The sequence below is a fragment of the Sphingobacterium lactis genome (assembly GCF_051951495.1).
Taxonomy (GTDB): domain Bacteria; phylum Bacteroidota; class Bacteroidia; order Sphingobacteriales; family Sphingobacteriaceae; genus Sphingobacterium; species Sphingobacterium lactis_A.
Genome location: NZ_JBNHAS010000001.1, coordinates 153,397 through 168,927, shown reverse-complemented (window position 1 = coordinate 168,927; position 15,531 = coordinate 153,397). Strand labels below are relative to the sequence as shown.

The following is a 15,531-nucleotide window of genomic DNA, read 5'->3' as shown; positions in this document are numbered from 1 at the left end:
TAATGATTGTCCCAATTTTCTAATTTTTAGATTCCTTTTCAAGAGCCCCTCTGTTTTCAGTCAACCGAAACATTGGGGCTTATTTTATGCTATCCTATCCTTAATTAGGAATGGCTACTAAATATTCTGACATTCCTATTTACATCCATCAATCTCTATATTCCAAGAGGTCTCCCGGTTGACATTCTAAAACTTTACAAATTGCCTCTAAGGTGTCGAATCGAACCCCCTTGGACTTCCCTGTTTTCAAGATCGACAAATTGACTGTAGTTATTCCTAGTTTATCGGCTAAATCTTTACTTAACATCTTTCGCTTCGCAAGCATAACATCTAAATTGACAATTATTGGCATATATATTTTAAGATCTTGATTGATTTACAAATTTAAGCCTTGTAAATCCTAATCCAAAGGAAATAAATTAAATTTTATTAAAATTATTAATAAATTTTAAAACATTATTAAGCGTATAAGTTTCAAAATAACAACCCAAAATTAAAACAAGCATCAACACAATTCTGTATGACAAAGTCAATTTCCTAATTAACAGGATACAACAAATTCACACAGATAGCCAATTAATACGAGCAAGCAATTAGCCAATGAAATAAAAGAAGAAAAATACAATAAGACTAATTTTCAAAAATTAGCTCAAAATACAGTAGAATTATATCTACAATTTTTAAGGCTCTGCTAAAACGAATTGGGCCTTTCTATTAACATTTATTTTCCAAATAAGAATCCATATAGTAAATTAAAGTTAATTTAAACAAACAATAAAGAAAATACATTTAGTATTCTAATCCAAAAAAGTTACCTCATTTTAGGTATCAAGTTATTTAATTTGATAGCTTCAACCCTTCATTTTCTCTGAGTATTAAATCACAAAAATTATTTATTCTAATTCAATAGAATCTTCTCACAATCAGCCAAAAAATAACAACCTGATACCTTCAAAAACCCCAATTTTTCCCTATTTAATATGCCAATTATTATATCGATTACAGTTGAAAGTTAAAAATCTCATTAAATGAATTCCTTAATAATACTTCCAAAAGTTTATTCAAATATTAAATAAACATCCTCTCCTTTAAGAGTCTATTAATAACAATTTTTAATGAACTCAATATTACTGTAGATTAAAATATCCTAATAATTAATAATAAAAGTTTAAACTTACACTACAAATAGGAGACAAACAGCTACAAAAAGTGACAGTCCTCATTTTTAACGGTTAAAAATTACCGAAAATTGTATCAGTTAATCACACGTTAACAGCTATTATTTTAGAATACAATTTCATACTAACGATGAAAAAAATCAGTAATCAGGGGATTTATAAATCGCCGACCATTCAGATGATCAAGATCTATACAGAAGAAGGCTTTGCTGCTGGATCTGCAAAGGTTTACCCACAAGACAATAAAAACAAAGTATATGAAGAGTGGCAAGATCTACCGGATGACAATCGTAATATAGATTGGTAATTCCGCAATTATTATTTTTTAAACTCAAACAATCAATTCGATTACAGTCAATGAAAACGAATAAATTTAATTTTAATAAATACAGCCTCTTATTGGTTTTAGGCTTTATTTTCTTTAGTTCATGTAATAAAGACGTCGAAACTGCTGTTTCAAAAGGTGATAGCCAGGTAATGGTTTCATTGGCATCTTTTGAATTTGAAGATGAAGATGTTTCTAATGAAGGTGAAAAACAATCCAGAAGTAACGGATTATCTGCTAAGACACAAACATTAGCTTATGGAAAGGACATGAAAATGGAGGTTACCCTTGAAAGGGATAGCACTTCGATGTACAATGCCCCTAGACCTCGTGGGATGAAAGCTGCTGCTGTAACTAAACCACTTGAACCGGGTGTACAATATAAACTTTTGGTATATAATCAAGATGGAAGTTTTGTTGTAGAAAAGCTATATAGTTACGGTAATGAACAAACTGAAGCTCCTATTTTATTGGACGCAGGAAAAACCTATATTTTTGTCGCTTTTTCTATTAATGATAAGACTAAAGTGCCTGCAATTTCTGGGCAATCAAAGTTATCCACAGCTACCATTCCAAATGTCAATACAGCTCTAATGTATTTTTACAAAGAACTAAAATTAGTTGATGGAACCAATTTGTTAAATGTTGTATTAAAACATCAGTTCAGTGCAGTTACTACCAGTTTAAATATGAATCCGAATATGACAGGTGCAATTACGGAAATTACCTCACCGATGTTTACACCAACTAATTCAGCTGCTAGCTTAAAATTAAGCAATGGTGCATTGACTTATGGAGCACAAAACACGACAGCAATTACATTTCCTAAGCTTACAGGTGGTGGTCTCCGATATATTAAAAGTGAACAAACTTTTATTATCAGTCCAAACACAACTACTGCAAAGTTGAATTTCGGAAAATTAATTATAGATGATGAACCGAAAAGTAATTATTCAATTGAAAATATAAAATTCGTACCTGGAGCCCGCTATAACTTAAATATTACGTTCCAAGCTTGTACCCAGGATGTTTCTGGTGCACAAGGCTTAAATTGGGATTTTCCGTATAAAACAGATTGGTATGGAAGAACTTATATAGAAAAAGATGGTCAACGTTATTACCGTGGTGATGTTATTGATATGACTATTACTGCTCCAGCAGCTGATTATGGTTTTGTTTTTGACATGACTGAATTAGATAACTCCATGAACATGGAGCTGAATGGAATAAAGATGGCTACACAAGAGATTCAATTTGAAAAGGGGGCATCTTCAGCTCAAAACATACGATTCAAAGATGGAAGTTATTTCCAAGGAGTGAACGTTGAAGGTGGTACCGTTCCAGCAATTTACAATCTAAGAGGAGCACAAGCTACCCCTATAGTCAAAGTTGTGATCAGTAAACTGGGGGAAGTAAGATTGTTTGCATCCAAAGTAAACAATGGACCTCTTTACGAATTAGAATTATTCAATGGAAATACTTTTAACACATTCGTATGGAACAAAACTGGTCAAAATGTTGTGAAAATCACACAAAAAGTCGATCAAAAGACAGTTCTAAAAGGTTATGGATCGGGTAAAACTAAAATACCTTGTAATATATAAGTAACTAACTTTGTAAATACGATAAAAGTTTACTTTACATGTATTAAAAAATAGAGGGGCGATTATTTCGCTCCTCTATTTTTTTTAGTGCAATAATGCTTGCTCCCAAATTCCAATATCGTCTTATTTTCCGTTGATATTCCTTTGGTACACTTACGGAATTTATTAGGATTTCATATGCATCTTGTTCGGATCTCGTTCGGTCGGAACCGAACGAGATCCGAACAAGATCCGAAGGAGTTCCGAAGGAGATCCGAATAAGTGTCGAAGAAAACTATGGAGAAGACAGTTTGACAACAGAAAAAAGACAACAGAAAGGATGTTCGAAATAAAACAATGTGTAAAGAAAAAATACATGAATTCTTGTTTAAATTCTAGCTCTTTCTAGGCCCTTTTTATATCTTCCTCTTACTTATACACATCCCATTCAGCAACACTCAAGGTGTTATCCCCTCCTGCAATTTCAAGGGCTTCAACCTTTACATATCTAGCTTGAACATACTTACCAAATCGGAAGGTGCGTGTTGAGGGATCATTAATCAAATTGCCGAATTCAAAGATGCCAATGGTCTCCCAGTTCTTTCCATCCAGGCTTGAAAGTAATGTACCTTTCGCTAGCATGCCTTTTGTGTTTTGTTTTTGTGGGGTGTATGCAATAGCTGAAATCTGCTCCTTCTTACCTAGATCCAAAGTAAAGGAATGTGTATCTGTAGAAGGTAGAGATTTCCAATAGGTTTTATCATTCTCATCAAATAGAAATTCTCGCTTATATTTTGGGTCTTCAGAACTAACTTCCATTACCTTCCAGCCATTTTTAATCAATCCTAATTCCTTTTGACTTATTACTCCTCTATCACCATCGTTGGAAATGGCTATTGCCTTAATTTCCTTTACATCACTAGTAAATGGTCCGGTATATTTTGATGATTTTTCATTCGGAATTGAACCATCAGTGCTGTAATAGATATGATAGTTAATTTTCAGGTTTTCCAGACTATTTTGTCCATGGGGTTTCCATCCAAAATCATGTTGTTTTGGTGAAATGCTAATCAAACCTGCGGCATTACGATGAACACTTAATTCTGGTGGTCGGCTGTGCGCATAATAAGCTCCTATTTCGGCTAAAACAGGGATAGCACGGCTTTCTAATATTCTTAAGCGGAACTTCTTAGCCTGAATTTCTTGAAATCTTAAGATTCTTTTATACCCTACGTTACTGGAAAGTGCAATTTCCTTCCATTGCCCATCGACCCATGCATCCAGCACAAATCGTTCAATCCGCTCCCCATGTTTATCTATTGCTTCTTGAATGACAAATCGATTCGTCAAAATTGGTTTTGCGGCCTCTAAAATAATTTCACCTGTATTTTGCTTCAAGCTATAATGACTTGATAATTTACCATCAACTAAAGCAGAAGGTAATTTTCCTTTCAAAAGTAAATTCTTAGAATAGGTATTTCGAATTCGGTCACCGACTTCTTTTAAAACCCTTACATCCTCATCGGAGAATTTTCCTTCGCGATTTGCCGGTACATTTAGCAGAAAAATAGAGTTGCCTCCTACTGAACGCTCGTAAATATCAAACACGTCATCCGTACTTCTGACCTTCTGAAATTTGTCATCACGATAAAACCATCCTTCTCGAATGGAGGTATTTGTTTCTGCCGGTTGGTAATGAAGATATTTGGCATTTGCTAATTGCTTTCTACTGCCTAAATCCTCTTCGCGCATATCCTTATGCGCTGCTAAGCCATGCGGATCGGCTTGGAATGGAATAACATTCCATTCTGTTTGTCTTGTTGCTCCTGCCTCATTGCCGCACCATCTTAAATCTTCCTTGCCAAATATTATGGCCTTAGGCGCCAGGGTATGAATCAATTCACGCCAGGCAGGATAATTATATTGCTGGCCGCCTTTTGTTTTGGGATGAGCACCATCAAACCATACTTCATGGATTGGACCATATTCCGTCAGCAATTCAAATAATTGATTAAGAAAGTACTCATTATAATCATCCAGTTCGAACTGGAAAGTCTTTTTGTTAGCAAAAGGTCGACCTTCTATTTTGCGGGGTATGGTTCTTAATGTGGCTTTACTCAAGTTTCCATATAATCCTTCAGGATTTTCGATTTGGTAAAGATCAGCTGGAGATAGATATACACCTAATTTTAGTCCATATTTCTGACAAGATTTAGCAAGGTCTTTCATAATATCACCTTTCCCATCTTGAAATCCAGTAGACATGATTCCTTGTTTGGTGTATCGACTTTGCCAAAGTACAAAACCATCATGATGTTTTGCTGTGAATATCACTTTTGTAATCCCAGCAGTCTTCATGCTCGCGCACCATTGATCGGTATCTAAAGTTTTTAGATCAAATATTCGAGGATCTTCTTTCCCGTCTCCCCACTCCATTTTAGTAAAGGTGTTTGGCCCAAAATGAATAAAACTGATAAATTCATCTTGAAGAGCCTGATATTGAATAGCAGTTGGCACTACATGAGCAGCCTTTTCCAATAGTTTTTCAGGACTATCCTGCGAATCAATAGCATAAGTATTTTTTAACGGTAATGTATTTCCAGGAAGGATGTTTTGCGCATGTACAATAGGTAAGCCTATTCCTAATAAGGCAATTAAGGTTAAGCGAGATTTCATCGTATGATAATTAAACTAAGCATGAAAATAGGTAGATGGTTAGAAATCTACCTTATGAACCACAGCTCGATTCGACATTACACAGCAAATCCTAGAATTTGATTAGTCGAACAAGAGCACAACAAAAAGGAAAAAGGGTTTAGGTTGTTATGCTTTATTTTGAACTCATCATTGATGATGTGGTTCATAAGATAATTTCTAAGTGTAAAGCTAGAAAATAGCACTTTTAAAAAAGTACACTATTTTACCCATTTAATAAACTTTATTACCATGTCATACATAACAATATTTTAAACAATCTAGAAACAAGCGTCTAAAACAGTTAAAAAGAGTAGAATTAGCTCAAAAAAGATCGTTTAGAATGTTTTATTTCCTAATTTTAAAGAATATGTCTACAGAAATTGTACGCTTAGAAGCTGTAGAGAAGATCTACCAAACTGGGGATAATTACATCACTGCACTGGATAAAACCGATTTGGTATTCGAATCGAATAAGCTCACGCTAATTATGGGTCCTTCAGGATCTGGTAAAACGACGCTATTATCAATTGTTGGTTGTATCATCTATCCGACCAAGGGTAAAGTCTTTTATAAAGAAAAGGAAGTAACGAAACTGTCTGAAGATGAATTGGCGGATTTACGATTGCATGAAGTTGGATTTGTGTTTCAGCAATTCAACTTAATAGAACCATTGAATGCTTTGGAGAATGTAGCACAACCTTTAATACTACGTAATATTCCAAAAAAAGAAGCAAAAGAAAGAGCAGAAGGTGCTTTAAAAGCTGTTGGTTTAGAGGATCGAATGGGCAATTTGCCTAAGAAATTAAGTGGTGGTCAGAAGCAACGAGTAGCCATCGCACGGGCCTTAGTTGGTAATCCATCCATGATTCTCTGTGATGAGCCAACCGCATCATTGGATGCAAAGAGTGCAGGCATCATCATGCAAGAATTAAAAGAGTTAGCGGAGGAAGGCAAGGCCGTAATCATCGTCACTCATGACCTTCGATTAAGAAAATATGCAGATCGTGTAATTTATGTGGAAGAAGGTAAAGTTTCAAATACCATTAAAAATGAAGAAGATTATAAATAAACAATTCATATATATAGTAATACTACTTTTTACGTTTTCAGCTTGCAAAAACAAGGAGAAGGATAAGCTTCAAAAGAGTAATGAACAGATCCTAAAGGAAGTAAATGAGGTATTAGGTATTGGTAAAGTTGTTCCTGAGGCGGGCTGGCAACAAGTTTCCAGTACAGAATCTGGAACAATACAAGAGGTATTAGTAGAAGAAGGCGATTCAATTATAAAGAATCAAGTATTGATACGCCTGAAACCTAATTTAGAGAACCTTGATATCGAAGAGGCAAAGGCAGCTTTGAATCGAATAGTAGCCAGCAATCAAATTGATGTCAAAGATTTAGAGCGTGAGGAGATCAAATCAAAACAACTGAAAGAACATTACGATGTTTCTAAACGACTAGTAGAGAAAGGAGCCGAAACGCAGGAAGTATTAAATGACGACCTTCGGAATTGGCAAATTCAGGATAAACTTGTATCAGGACTGAAAGCTAAATTAAAGGCAAACCAGGCAAGCGAACAAGAACAAATCATCAACATTAAAAAAAGTAAAACCAACTTAGAGAACAGGCAGATTCTAGCCAGTGCATCGGGAATAATAACGGAATGGAATGCCGTACTTGGTGAATCCATTCAAGCAAATAGTATTTTAGGAAAAATAGCTGACCCAAGCCATTTAATTATAGAAGCAGAAGTAGATGAGCTGTTTGCTGACCGACTGGTATTAGGTCAACAGGTTAGATTGACTGTAGTAGGCGGCGGAAAGCAATTAGCTATGGGTAAAATAAGCTATTTAAGCCCTACACTTTCGAATAAGTCTATTCTCTTTGAGTCAGCAAATGAAGGTGAAGACCGTCGAGTAAGAAAAATAAAAATCAGCCCAGATCAGCTCAATAATTTGATTATTAATGCTAAAGTGGAGTGTCACATTAAACTATAAGAAACATGTTATTATTGGCATGGAAATTCATTCGGTTTGATCGAGCAAAAAGCATTGGTATTATTACAGCTATTGTAATAAGTATCTTTTTGATTGGTCAGCAATTGAGTTTACTATTCTTTTTAATGGGGCTAATGGGTAATCTAGTTGGCAATGCTCCAGCAGCAGATGATCAAGTTTGGGTCATTGAAGGTCAAAGTAGGAATATCAATTCGATAAATGCCATTGATGCCCGACTTGTACAAGAAATAGCCTCTTTGCCTGGAATAGCAAAGACAGAACCTATTGTCCTGGCTCCTGGACAAGCTACCTTCTTAGATGGTAAGACAGCAGGAATAACGTTAGTTGGAGCTTCAGCACCTGGATTCTTAATGGGCCCTATTGAAAGCCGGATTGAAGAAGGAAATATTGAAGATCTCATGCAGCCATATAGCGTTTCTGCCGAATATTTTAATGCGCAGACTTGGGAAACGGATTTGTTCATTGGGAAGCCTATAGAAATCAATGGAAAAAGTGCCAAAGTAAGTGTTATCACTATGAACGCACAAGCATTTGGTGCTTCATTTATGTATACAGACATCAAAAATGCCCGTCATTTTGGCAATGTTCCCAATTCGCAGGTCAGTATGATCATGGTAAAATTGAAAGATAAAAAGCAAAAAGAAGAAGTCATACAAACCATTAATCAGATATATCCTCATTTAAGGGCTTGGGATGTTCAGAAACTTAAGAACTCCACAGTAAAAGAAATATTAGTTTCTTCAAACATGGGGATGAGTTTTGGCACTTTAGTCGTTTTTGCAATGATATCTGGTTTCTTTATTATCGGTTTGACTTTATATTCTTCTGCATTGGACCGTATTAAGGATTATGGGACACTAAAAGCTATCGGAGCTAAGAAAGGCTATGTCAATAAACTTATTGTAGCACAAGCTTTCCTATATGCCTTCATCGGGTATGCCATTGCCATGATGCTTATTTATGGTTTTAAATTTGGCGTCGCACAAAGTGGATTACAAATTAATGTATCGTTTTTATTTGCTTTATTTTTACTCATACTAACGATGATTATATCTATCGGTGGTTCTCTATTTGCTGTTCGGAAAATAGCAAAGTTGGAACCAGCCTCAGTATTTTAAACATGAACAGAATTATTGTTTACATATTCGCAATTCTACTCATTCCAGGGTATAGTCTGGGGCAATCCTTAAGTATTGAAGAATTATGGCAGCAGGCTAAAACAAGTTTAAGCTCTCAGCAAAAGAGTGTAGAACTTGATGCGAAAAAACAAGAAGAACTTATTTTGCGCAATAATCGCATGCCATTAATCTATGGCGATGTTAATCTACAACGCAATATCATCATACCCACTACCCCTGTCCCTGCTATCGCTTTTGACCCGAATGCACAAGAAGGTGCAATACTTCCCTTAAAATTTGCTACAAAATGGAATTCCCGTGCAGGAGTACAATTGGAGTGGGATATTTTTAACCCGAGCAAAAATGCTGATTTAAATAAAGCTAAAATTGAAACGAAGCGAGCAATTTTGAATCAAGAACAAGCTTTAATCCAATGGAAGAAAGATGCTACATTAGCCTATAGTGCCAGTATTCTGGCCAGTGAGCAATATAAATTGGCTTTTGAAGATTCCCTGACACAAGCATCTTTGGTACAAATCATCCAAACACGTTTTGAAGAAGGCCGCGAAAAACAAACAGATTTATTCGCTGCCATTCAAGAAATGGAACGTAAGGTTATTCAAAGGCATGAAGCATGGGCAGTATTAATGGAAACAGACCTCGATCTAAGAAAGATGTTAGACAATCAAAACTTGACGCATTTAAGTTCTGATTTATCCAGTATTCAAAACCTCTTGGAAAAGGAAAGATTTCCTGATCAGCAATTAGAATTATTGCTGTTAGATCAACAATTAGCAGTATACGAAATTAAGGAGACCAAACTCTCCAAACTTCCCACTATTACGCTTAATGGCTTTTTTGGAGCTCAATTCTTTAGCAATGAATTTTCTCTATTTGAAAGAAATCATTGGTATGGAAACAGTTTCGCAAATGTAGGAGTCAAACTCCCTATATCGGCCTATTTCACCAATTCTGCTTCGGTTAAGAAATCGCAATTACAAGAACAATTAACGGTTTTGAAGATTAGGGAACAAGAAATTGAAGATGCGACTAAAGATAAAAAAACAGCATCTAAAATCTGGGCTGCAAAACAAAAGATTGCAGGTCTACAAAAAATTGTTGATCTAGCAGATAAAGAAAAAAACCTGCAACTTGAAGCTGTACAAATTGGTAGAACAATACCTAATGAATATTATCAAGCGAATCAAAAATGGAATGCAGCAAAGAAAGAATTGTGGCAGGCAGAATATGATTTGATACAGGTATTAGTGGAGAAATAACAACAATTCATAGAAATGGAAAAAGCTCAATATGTTGAGCTTTTTGTGTTTTGTGGAACAACTATTCTTCATAAAGTCGTTCTGCGCTAATCCCCATGTCTATCAATTGCTGGATTAGTGAAGCACCCAAAACATTAATTCCTCGAATGGATAATAAATATCCATCAATGTAAGGTGCAATCTGCCATTCATTAACATTATGGTATCCTTCCATAACATTTTTTACTTGCGCCAGCTGAGATTGGGTAGCGGTCATGATCTCGATTTTTAAGCTTTCCATGATAATATTCTCCTTTGTAATAAATAATAGTGGTCTTGTCTAATTGAGTAAACCGGATCCAAAACCAATCATACTCAACACCTTAGCGTACTTTAATTTATTAAAAAACCATCAAGCCCACAAGAAAGTGTGAAAAAAATTACAATTGTATGCAGATTCAGTTTTTTAAAATAATATGAACTAAAAGCGACCGAAGTGCATTCTACTATTGAAAACAAAAGGAGAATTATTATGGAATCATTAGATTTTAAAGGCAGATGGGATATCATCAAAGGCCGGATTAAAGAAGAACATCCTGATCTAACCGATGAAGATTTAACATACGAAGAAGGTAAAGAGGAAGACGTATATGGACGTTTTCAGCAACGTTTTGGTAAATCAAGAGAAGAAATTCAAGACTGGTTTAATAAGTTAGATAAACGTTAAAATTTAGGAGTAAGCTTGATGTGAAAGTTGCAAGGCTAGAAGATTCTTCTAGCCTTGTAATGTTATGTTAAAAAAGCTCATCCTTATCTTAGGACTGAACAGCCATTTTTACGGCTAAAATATGTTTACAAAGTCCTCTTTTACCTTGATGATTGGTAAACCAGTTGCAGGTACAGCGACTTTGATCTCCTTGTATGATAACCGTATGTTTTACACCTGTTCCTTCTACCCTAGCCTCTATATAATCTGGCGATTTTTTAATAAATTCTACAGCTTCCGTACTGAGTAATTTCTTGGCATTTTTTAATCTCGGATTTAAGGATAATATCCTTTCCATCTTGAAAGGCAATCGGCGGTAATAATGCTGATGTTGGGCTAAGTCATAACCTAATAAGCCAATAGATGAAAGTGAGCCAGTAAGTGTATCCATGCTGGCAAAATCAACATCATGCTCAATAGATAACATGGTTGGGTCAAACAGCTCATTGGATTTCAATAGGGAATTAACCGCCATTACCCATTCATCAGGCACTGCTTGAATCATATTTTCCAAGACATTACCTTCACCAGAGAATCCTCGATAACTATCAGGAGAAAGCGATAAGGTTAAGCGCATATTGCCAAATTCAGCTACAAAGGAACAGCTTTCACCATTCGTTTCTTGGTAGACAATTAGTTGTTGTATGTATGGTAAAATGCCTTCCAATAGGCGTAGTCGTTGAATGCCACCAATACGTACCGCATCTTTGCTAGCGATTGGCGAAAGAACAAATCGATTAGCGCGTTGAAGTAAGTAAAACTCCCCTTTGACATTCCCCTTGGGTAAAGCTTGAAATAGTTGAATAACCTGAATCTTATTCAATCGAAATTTCTCTTCCATCCCTGCTAGATATAATTGTACGGATGTTAAGCCTTTTATCCAACGAGGTGGCAAGGTTACTTTTTTCTCCTTTATCCTGCCTTTATCGGTACTAATGGAAACATCTTTACTACCCACACCTAAGACCATTTTCTCCGTTTTCTTTACAGCATTTAAGGCATTTAGCATGGGCTCATTGAAATCTACATTGGTAGTTCCGCTAGCTAAAAACTCGCCATCAATGGCATCCTCAAGCAAATCCAATCGAGCATATACGCCATTGCATGAGGAAAAACCCTCAAAGCGTATCTGATCAGTACCAGCTGAAACAATCGGATCACGAAGGCTTGCAGGTATAGGGCCAAAACTTGACCGTACAACTTTGGATAGCGTAAGTAGACATTTAGAACTGGTTAATGGATCCGTTAAATTCCCCCAAAAGAAACAAGGCACATTATTTATCTCCGTAATCTCTGCCTGATGTGCTAGAACCAATTGTTGAATACCAGACGTTTGTTGTAAGCTGGAGTGCTGTTTATAGGTTATATCAAGATCAACTGTTGCCATAGTAATTATTTTAATATTTTCTTAAGTAGACTGTTTAGTGATTTGTAAGCCTCAAACTTCTGAATACTGGCTTTTAGCTCATTAGTTAATGGATAACTTTCCTTCTGTTGCAGATCGAAGAAAATCTCTATCAATTTCTTGAAGTTGGTAGGCATAGTTTCTTTAACTTGTACACCTTCAAAGACTTGACTTAAGATCAATAGAAGGGCATGATTGTGTTTGCTGGAGATATCCTTTACTTGCGAAAGTACATCAGCAAAACGTCCTAAAGGTCCATAATCATTATTTAGTAAGGTAATTAAATGATCAGCAAAACTTTCATTCGGTAATCGATTGGACTCAATTATTTGAATCAAAGTTTCAACAGCGTGAGCCCTTACCTCCTTTTCTAATGCAAAACAACTACAAGCTAAAAACAGACAACTTTGTTTATCAATATTATAAAAAGGATAAAGCATCTCTCGAAGCATATACTTGGCATCTTTAAATCCCCAAGTCGACAAGGTATTATAGCAGGTATTATAAAACAAAGCCATAGCCTCTGCATTTAAGGGCATGACGCTATGAACAAATTGTGTATCCAACCCATGAATATAATAACCTATGACACCCTTCTCACCTCTGAAGTAAATATCCTTGCTATACAGAAAGGTATTAGGATATTTTTCATGCTTTGGAAACTCCAATGTTAATTTATAACCATCAATTGTCATTTCATTCTTTTTGGTTGAGTAGTTATACACCTGATGGTAGTCTGGTAGAAATTCTATCTTTGGACGGAATGGTTTAATTGCGAAGGGAGCCTTTGCCAATCGGTGACCTTGAAATTCTTCAAAGATACCTTCAGGATATTGACTTCTAGCCACCGTTGCCCACACACCTGACATAAACACATCGGCTTCGTCGCCCACAATATTCTTTAACCAGGATGATTTGTGAAGCTCCAAATCATCTGACAATCCAAAACTATATTGTAAAACAGCCTTTATTTGTTCATTCTTTATTTGCTCCAATTTATTGTTTAAGCCATCCACTTGTTCTCTTGGACATCTGCTCAGAGCAATTGCTAAATCTAATAAATCAATTGGCACAGCAGCCACTTGATAGGCTAAAACACGATCTACTAGGACCTCAGGGGCCACCCAAAAAGGGGCATGTGATGGCAAGCTCAATAAAGGTAAGCTTATCCCCTTAGCAATTCTATCTTGTATAAGAAAACCAAGGTCATTAAAGGAACCAACTACTTTAGAATAGTTGTAATATTGTTCTTGAAAATATTTAGGTGCATTTGGTTTATAATAGATTTGAACAAAATTCGATACGAATGCCTGAAAAACTGTAGATGAATTGTTATTGTTAGTCAACTGCTTGATAAATGGTTCAAGTTGCTTTTTATAGTCTTCTGGAAAGTTAGCATAATTCATCATCCATGCATTCATCAAGATTTCAATTTGAACAAAATCCACTGAATGAATGACTTCTCCTACCTTAAATAATATCTCATTCCAATCGGTAGGATAGTTTAACTCTTCCTGTAACCGAATAACAGGTTCAGGTGCAAAGGTATAAGTTTCCTTTTCTCCAGGATTCAATATTGCTAATAGCTCCTCTTCGGTATAAGAGGTATCATTAGACTGCATTAAGTCTTTTAAATCCGTGCTAATGGAACCCAGCATCTGTGAAGAATAGAGCATTAATTTTTCAGACAGCTCTGAAGATGCTTTTTTCTGATGTTTCAAGATAAACTTAGCGGCTCGATCTTGTAAACCTAAATCAGGTATCATAAAAGTATCAGCCACTAAATCGATGATAGATTCTGTATATTCTGGTCTAGTCTTTAATAGCTTATCAAATTGAATAATTAAGGTTTTCACCCCGGTTTTAATATCCGTCCGCATGAAGACTGGTTTTACCCAGTTTATGAATTCTTGCAAATCAAATTTTGGATGTGAAATAACCGGCTTGAGAAGATTAATCGCAAAGTTTATAGGGGCATTATGATCTGAATGGAATAGTGGAAAAACCTGATGTTGATGATTAATCACATCATCATCATTTTCTAACAATCGTTTAATCAAATCTCTATAGTAAGATTTTAAATTATTATTCCAATCCTTAGTCTGGATCTCTAGGGAAGATGAAATAATAAATGTTCGATCAATTTTGTTTTCGGCAAGTAATCTATCAAAGATCAGATCCCAAAATAAGATTTGTTTTTCTTTCTCATATTCATAGAGGTAATAACTATTTTGAATAGCACTTTCATAGTTAAATATCAATGGCACATCACGAGTATAAAAAGTCTCATCTGCTATTAGTCGGTCAAGGATGCTATCTAATACCTTTGGGTTATTGGATAAACGGAAATTCTCCATACTACGGACATAAATTTCTGGGTCATGTTGTAAATGACCAGTATCTTCCAACTCACGAAATCCATAATAGTCAAAACTTAACCATTCATTCTTTCGCATTTGGTCCTTCATATAGGCTGTAAGCCAATCAGGTTTGGCCCAATCCAGAATATCCTGAATATCCTTATCCTTGTAGGTTTTTATTATATCAAATATTTCTGTCCATGATCCAGTATCTGTTTGACTAAATGAGGCAAGAGCAATTGCTGCAATCCATCGTTGTTGTTCATCTGTACCACGTTGCCCCCAGGTATAGCGTTTATCTATTAAATATTGAGGTTCTGCCTTTAAATCTATATAACTCAAGTAAAAACGTTTTGCGGCTTTAATCTCTTTCTTGATAAATTCCATATTTCCCTTCCCGTACTCCTCCAAGAATGGGATGATATCTGCTATGATGGGACGTTTAATTAATTCATTAAACTTATTACGAACCTCTTCCTTACTATATTTCGAAGAACTAGCTTTATTGTTGGATTTAATGCTTGTGCTTTTCTTCTCCGTCAAATCAACAGTACCATCCTCAGAATAACCTTTTTTGGTTTTTTCAGCTATCAGTTTCTCCGCATCTTTAATACAAGCTTCTTCGGAATCAAAGCTTTTAGTTTTACTTTGACCATCAGTACCATTTCTTCCATAAGTAACGGTGTGCTGTACACCATCAGTTTGAATCTCCCAGAATTTATCGGAATTTCCATCAATGTATTTTAGATGCTTGAACATGTAATTGATTATTTGGTTTCTATACTACTAAAGATAACGAATTCACGCATCCTGAAAGTATTA

At 35.5% G+C, this 15,531-nt stretch carries 12 protein-coding genes; 7 read left to right on the top strand and 5 right to left on the bottom strand.

Features of this window, described 5'->3' with window-relative positions; genetic code table 11:
• Positions 1-148: 148 nt before the first annotated feature.
• Positions 149-325 carry a helix-turn-helix domain-containing protein gene (locus ACP6L2_RS00705; protein ID WP_440508672.1) on the bottom strand — a complete coding sequence of 59 codons (177 nt, stop codon included), beginning with the start codon at positions 323-325 and terminating at the stop codon, positions 149-151.
• Positions 326-1,308: 983 nt separating this feature from the next.
• On the opposite strand from ACP6L2_RS00705, the gene ACP6L2_RS00700 reads away from it, so the two are divergent.
• Positions 1,309-1,485, top strand: a complete 177-nt coding sequence (locus ACP6L2_RS00700; RefSeq protein WP_440507392.1) for a hypothetical protein — start codon at positions 1,309-1,311, stop codon at positions 1,483-1,485.
• 50 nt (positions 1,486-1,535) lie between these two features.
• On the top strand, positions 1,536-3,107 hold the full coding sequence (locus tag ACP6L2_RS00695) for a hypothetical protein (protein WP_440507391.1): 1,572 nt from the start codon (positions 1,536-1,538) through the stop codon (positions 3,105-3,107).
• 408 nt (positions 3,108-3,515) lie between these two features.
• On the opposite strand, the gene ACP6L2_RS00690 is transcribed toward ACP6L2_RS00695, so the two are convergent.
• A complete protein-coding gene (locus tag ACP6L2_RS00690) occupies positions 3,516-5,762 on the bottom strand; it encodes an alpha-L-fucosidase (protein ID WP_440507390.1) in 2,247 nt (748 codons plus the stop codon).
• A gap of 388 nt (positions 5,763-6,150) precedes the next feature.
• Between ACP6L2_RS00690 and ACP6L2_RS00685 the strand changes: the two genes are divergently transcribed.
• The 4 genes from ACP6L2_RS00685 to ACP6L2_RS00670 are packed head-to-tail and all read left to right on the top strand — an operon-like array spanning position 6,151 to position 10,199.
• Positions 6,151-6,852, top strand: coding sequence for an ABC transporter ATP-binding protein (locus tag ACP6L2_RS00685; RefSeq protein WP_440507389.1), 702 nt, complete (start codon positions 6,151-6,153; stop codon positions 6,850-6,852).
• Positions 6,833-7,780 carry an efflux RND transporter periplasmic adaptor subunit gene (locus tag ACP6L2_RS00680; RefSeq protein ID WP_440507388.1) on the top strand — a complete coding sequence of 316 codons (948 nt, stop codon included), beginning with the start codon at positions 6,833-6,835 and terminating at the stop codon, positions 7,778-7,780. The genes ACP6L2_RS00685 and ACP6L2_RS00680 overlap by 20 nt, the downstream gene beginning before the upstream one ends.
• A gap of 5 nt (positions 7,781-7,785) precedes the next feature.
• Entirely contained in the window at positions 7,786-8,919 is a 1,134-nt protein-coding gene (locus ACP6L2_RS00675; RefSeq protein WP_440507387.1) for an ABC transporter permease, read from the top strand.
• 2 nt (positions 8,920-8,921) lie between these two features.
• Entirely contained in the window at positions 8,922-10,199 is a 1,278-nt protein-coding gene (locus ACP6L2_RS00670) for a TolC family protein (protein WP_440507386.1), read from the top strand.
• A 61-nt stretch (positions 10,200-10,260) separates the two neighbouring features.
• On the opposite strand, the gene ACP6L2_RS00665 is transcribed toward ACP6L2_RS00670, so the two are convergent.
• Positions 10,261-10,479 carry a hypothetical protein gene (locus tag ACP6L2_RS00665; RefSeq protein ID WP_344674436.1) on the bottom strand — a complete coding sequence of 73 codons (219 nt, stop codon included), beginning with the start codon at positions 10,477-10,479 and terminating at the stop codon, positions 10,261-10,263.
• Between the two features lie 231 nt (positions 10,480-10,710).
• Between ACP6L2_RS00665 and ACP6L2_RS00660 the strand changes: the two genes are divergently transcribed.
• Positions 10,711-10,905 carry a CsbD family protein gene (locus ACP6L2_RS00660; protein WP_440507385.1) on the top strand — a complete coding sequence of 65 codons (195 nt, stop codon included), beginning with the start codon at positions 10,711-10,713 and terminating at the stop codon, positions 10,903-10,905.
• Between the two features lie 88 nt (positions 10,906-10,993).
• On the opposite strand, the gene ACP6L2_RS00655 is transcribed toward ACP6L2_RS00660, so the two are convergent.
• Positions 10,994-12,331, bottom strand: coding sequence for an SWIM zinc finger family protein (locus tag ACP6L2_RS00655; RefSeq protein ID WP_440507384.1), 1,338 nt, complete (start codon positions 12,329-12,331; stop codon positions 10,994-10,996).
• A gap of 5 nt (positions 12,332-12,336) precedes the next feature.
• On the bottom strand, positions 12,337-15,468 hold the full coding sequence (locus ACP6L2_RS00650) for a DUF6493 family protein (RefSeq protein ID WP_440507383.1): 3,132 nt from the start codon (positions 15,466-15,468) through the stop codon (positions 12,337-12,339).
• Between the last annotated feature and the right edge of the window lie 63 nt (positions 15,469-15,531).

What these genes read in the sequence shown, in the direction of transcription:
- ACP6L2_RS00665 (WP_344674436.1), bottom strand. Translation starts at nt 10,479, where the DNA reads ATGGAAAGCTTAAAAATCGAGATCATGACCGCTACCCAATCTCAGCTG.
- ACP6L2_RS00705 (WP_440508672.1), bottom strand. Translation starts at nt 325, where the DNA reads ATGCTTGCGAAGCGAAAGATGTTAAGTAAAGATTTAGCCGATAAACTA.
- ACP6L2_RS00690 (WP_440507390.1), bottom strand. Translation starts at nt 5,762, where the DNA reads ATGAAATCTCGCTTAACCTTAATTGCCTTATTAGGAATAGGCTTACCT.
- ACP6L2_RS00660 (WP_440507385.1), top strand. Translation starts at nt 10,711, where the DNA reads ATGGAATCATTAGATTTTAAAGGCAGATGGGATATCATCAAAGGCCGG.
- ACP6L2_RS00670 (WP_440507386.1), top strand. Translation starts at nt 8,922, where the DNA reads ATGAACAGAATTATTGTTTACATATTCGCAATTCTACTCATTCCAGGG.
- ACP6L2_RS00680 (WP_440507388.1), top strand. Translation starts at nt 6,833, where the DNA reads ATGAAGAAGATTATAAATAAACAATTCATATATATAGTAATACTACTT.
- ACP6L2_RS00685 (WP_440507389.1), top strand. Translation starts at nt 6,151, where the DNA reads ATGTCTACAGAAATTGTACGCTTAGAAGCTGTAGAGAAGATCTACCAA.
- ACP6L2_RS00695 (WP_440507391.1), top strand. Translation starts at nt 1,536, where the DNA reads ATGAAAACGAATAAATTTAATTTTAATAAATACAGCCTCTTATTGGTT.
- ACP6L2_RS00655 (WP_440507384.1), bottom strand. Translation starts at nt 12,331, where the DNA reads ATGGCAACAGTTGATCTTGATATAACCTATAAACAGCACTCCAGCTTA.
- ACP6L2_RS00700 (WP_440507392.1), top strand. Translation starts at nt 1,309, where the DNA reads ATGAAAAAAATCAGTAATCAGGGGATTTATAAATCGCCGACCATTCAG.
- ACP6L2_RS00675 (WP_440507387.1), top strand. Translation starts at nt 7,786, where the DNA reads ATGTTATTATTGGCATGGAAATTCATTCGGTTTGATCGAGCAAAAAGC.
- ACP6L2_RS00650 (WP_440507383.1), bottom strand. Translation starts at nt 15,468, where the DNA reads ATGTTCAAGCATCTAAAATACATTGATGGAAATTCCGATAAATTCTGG.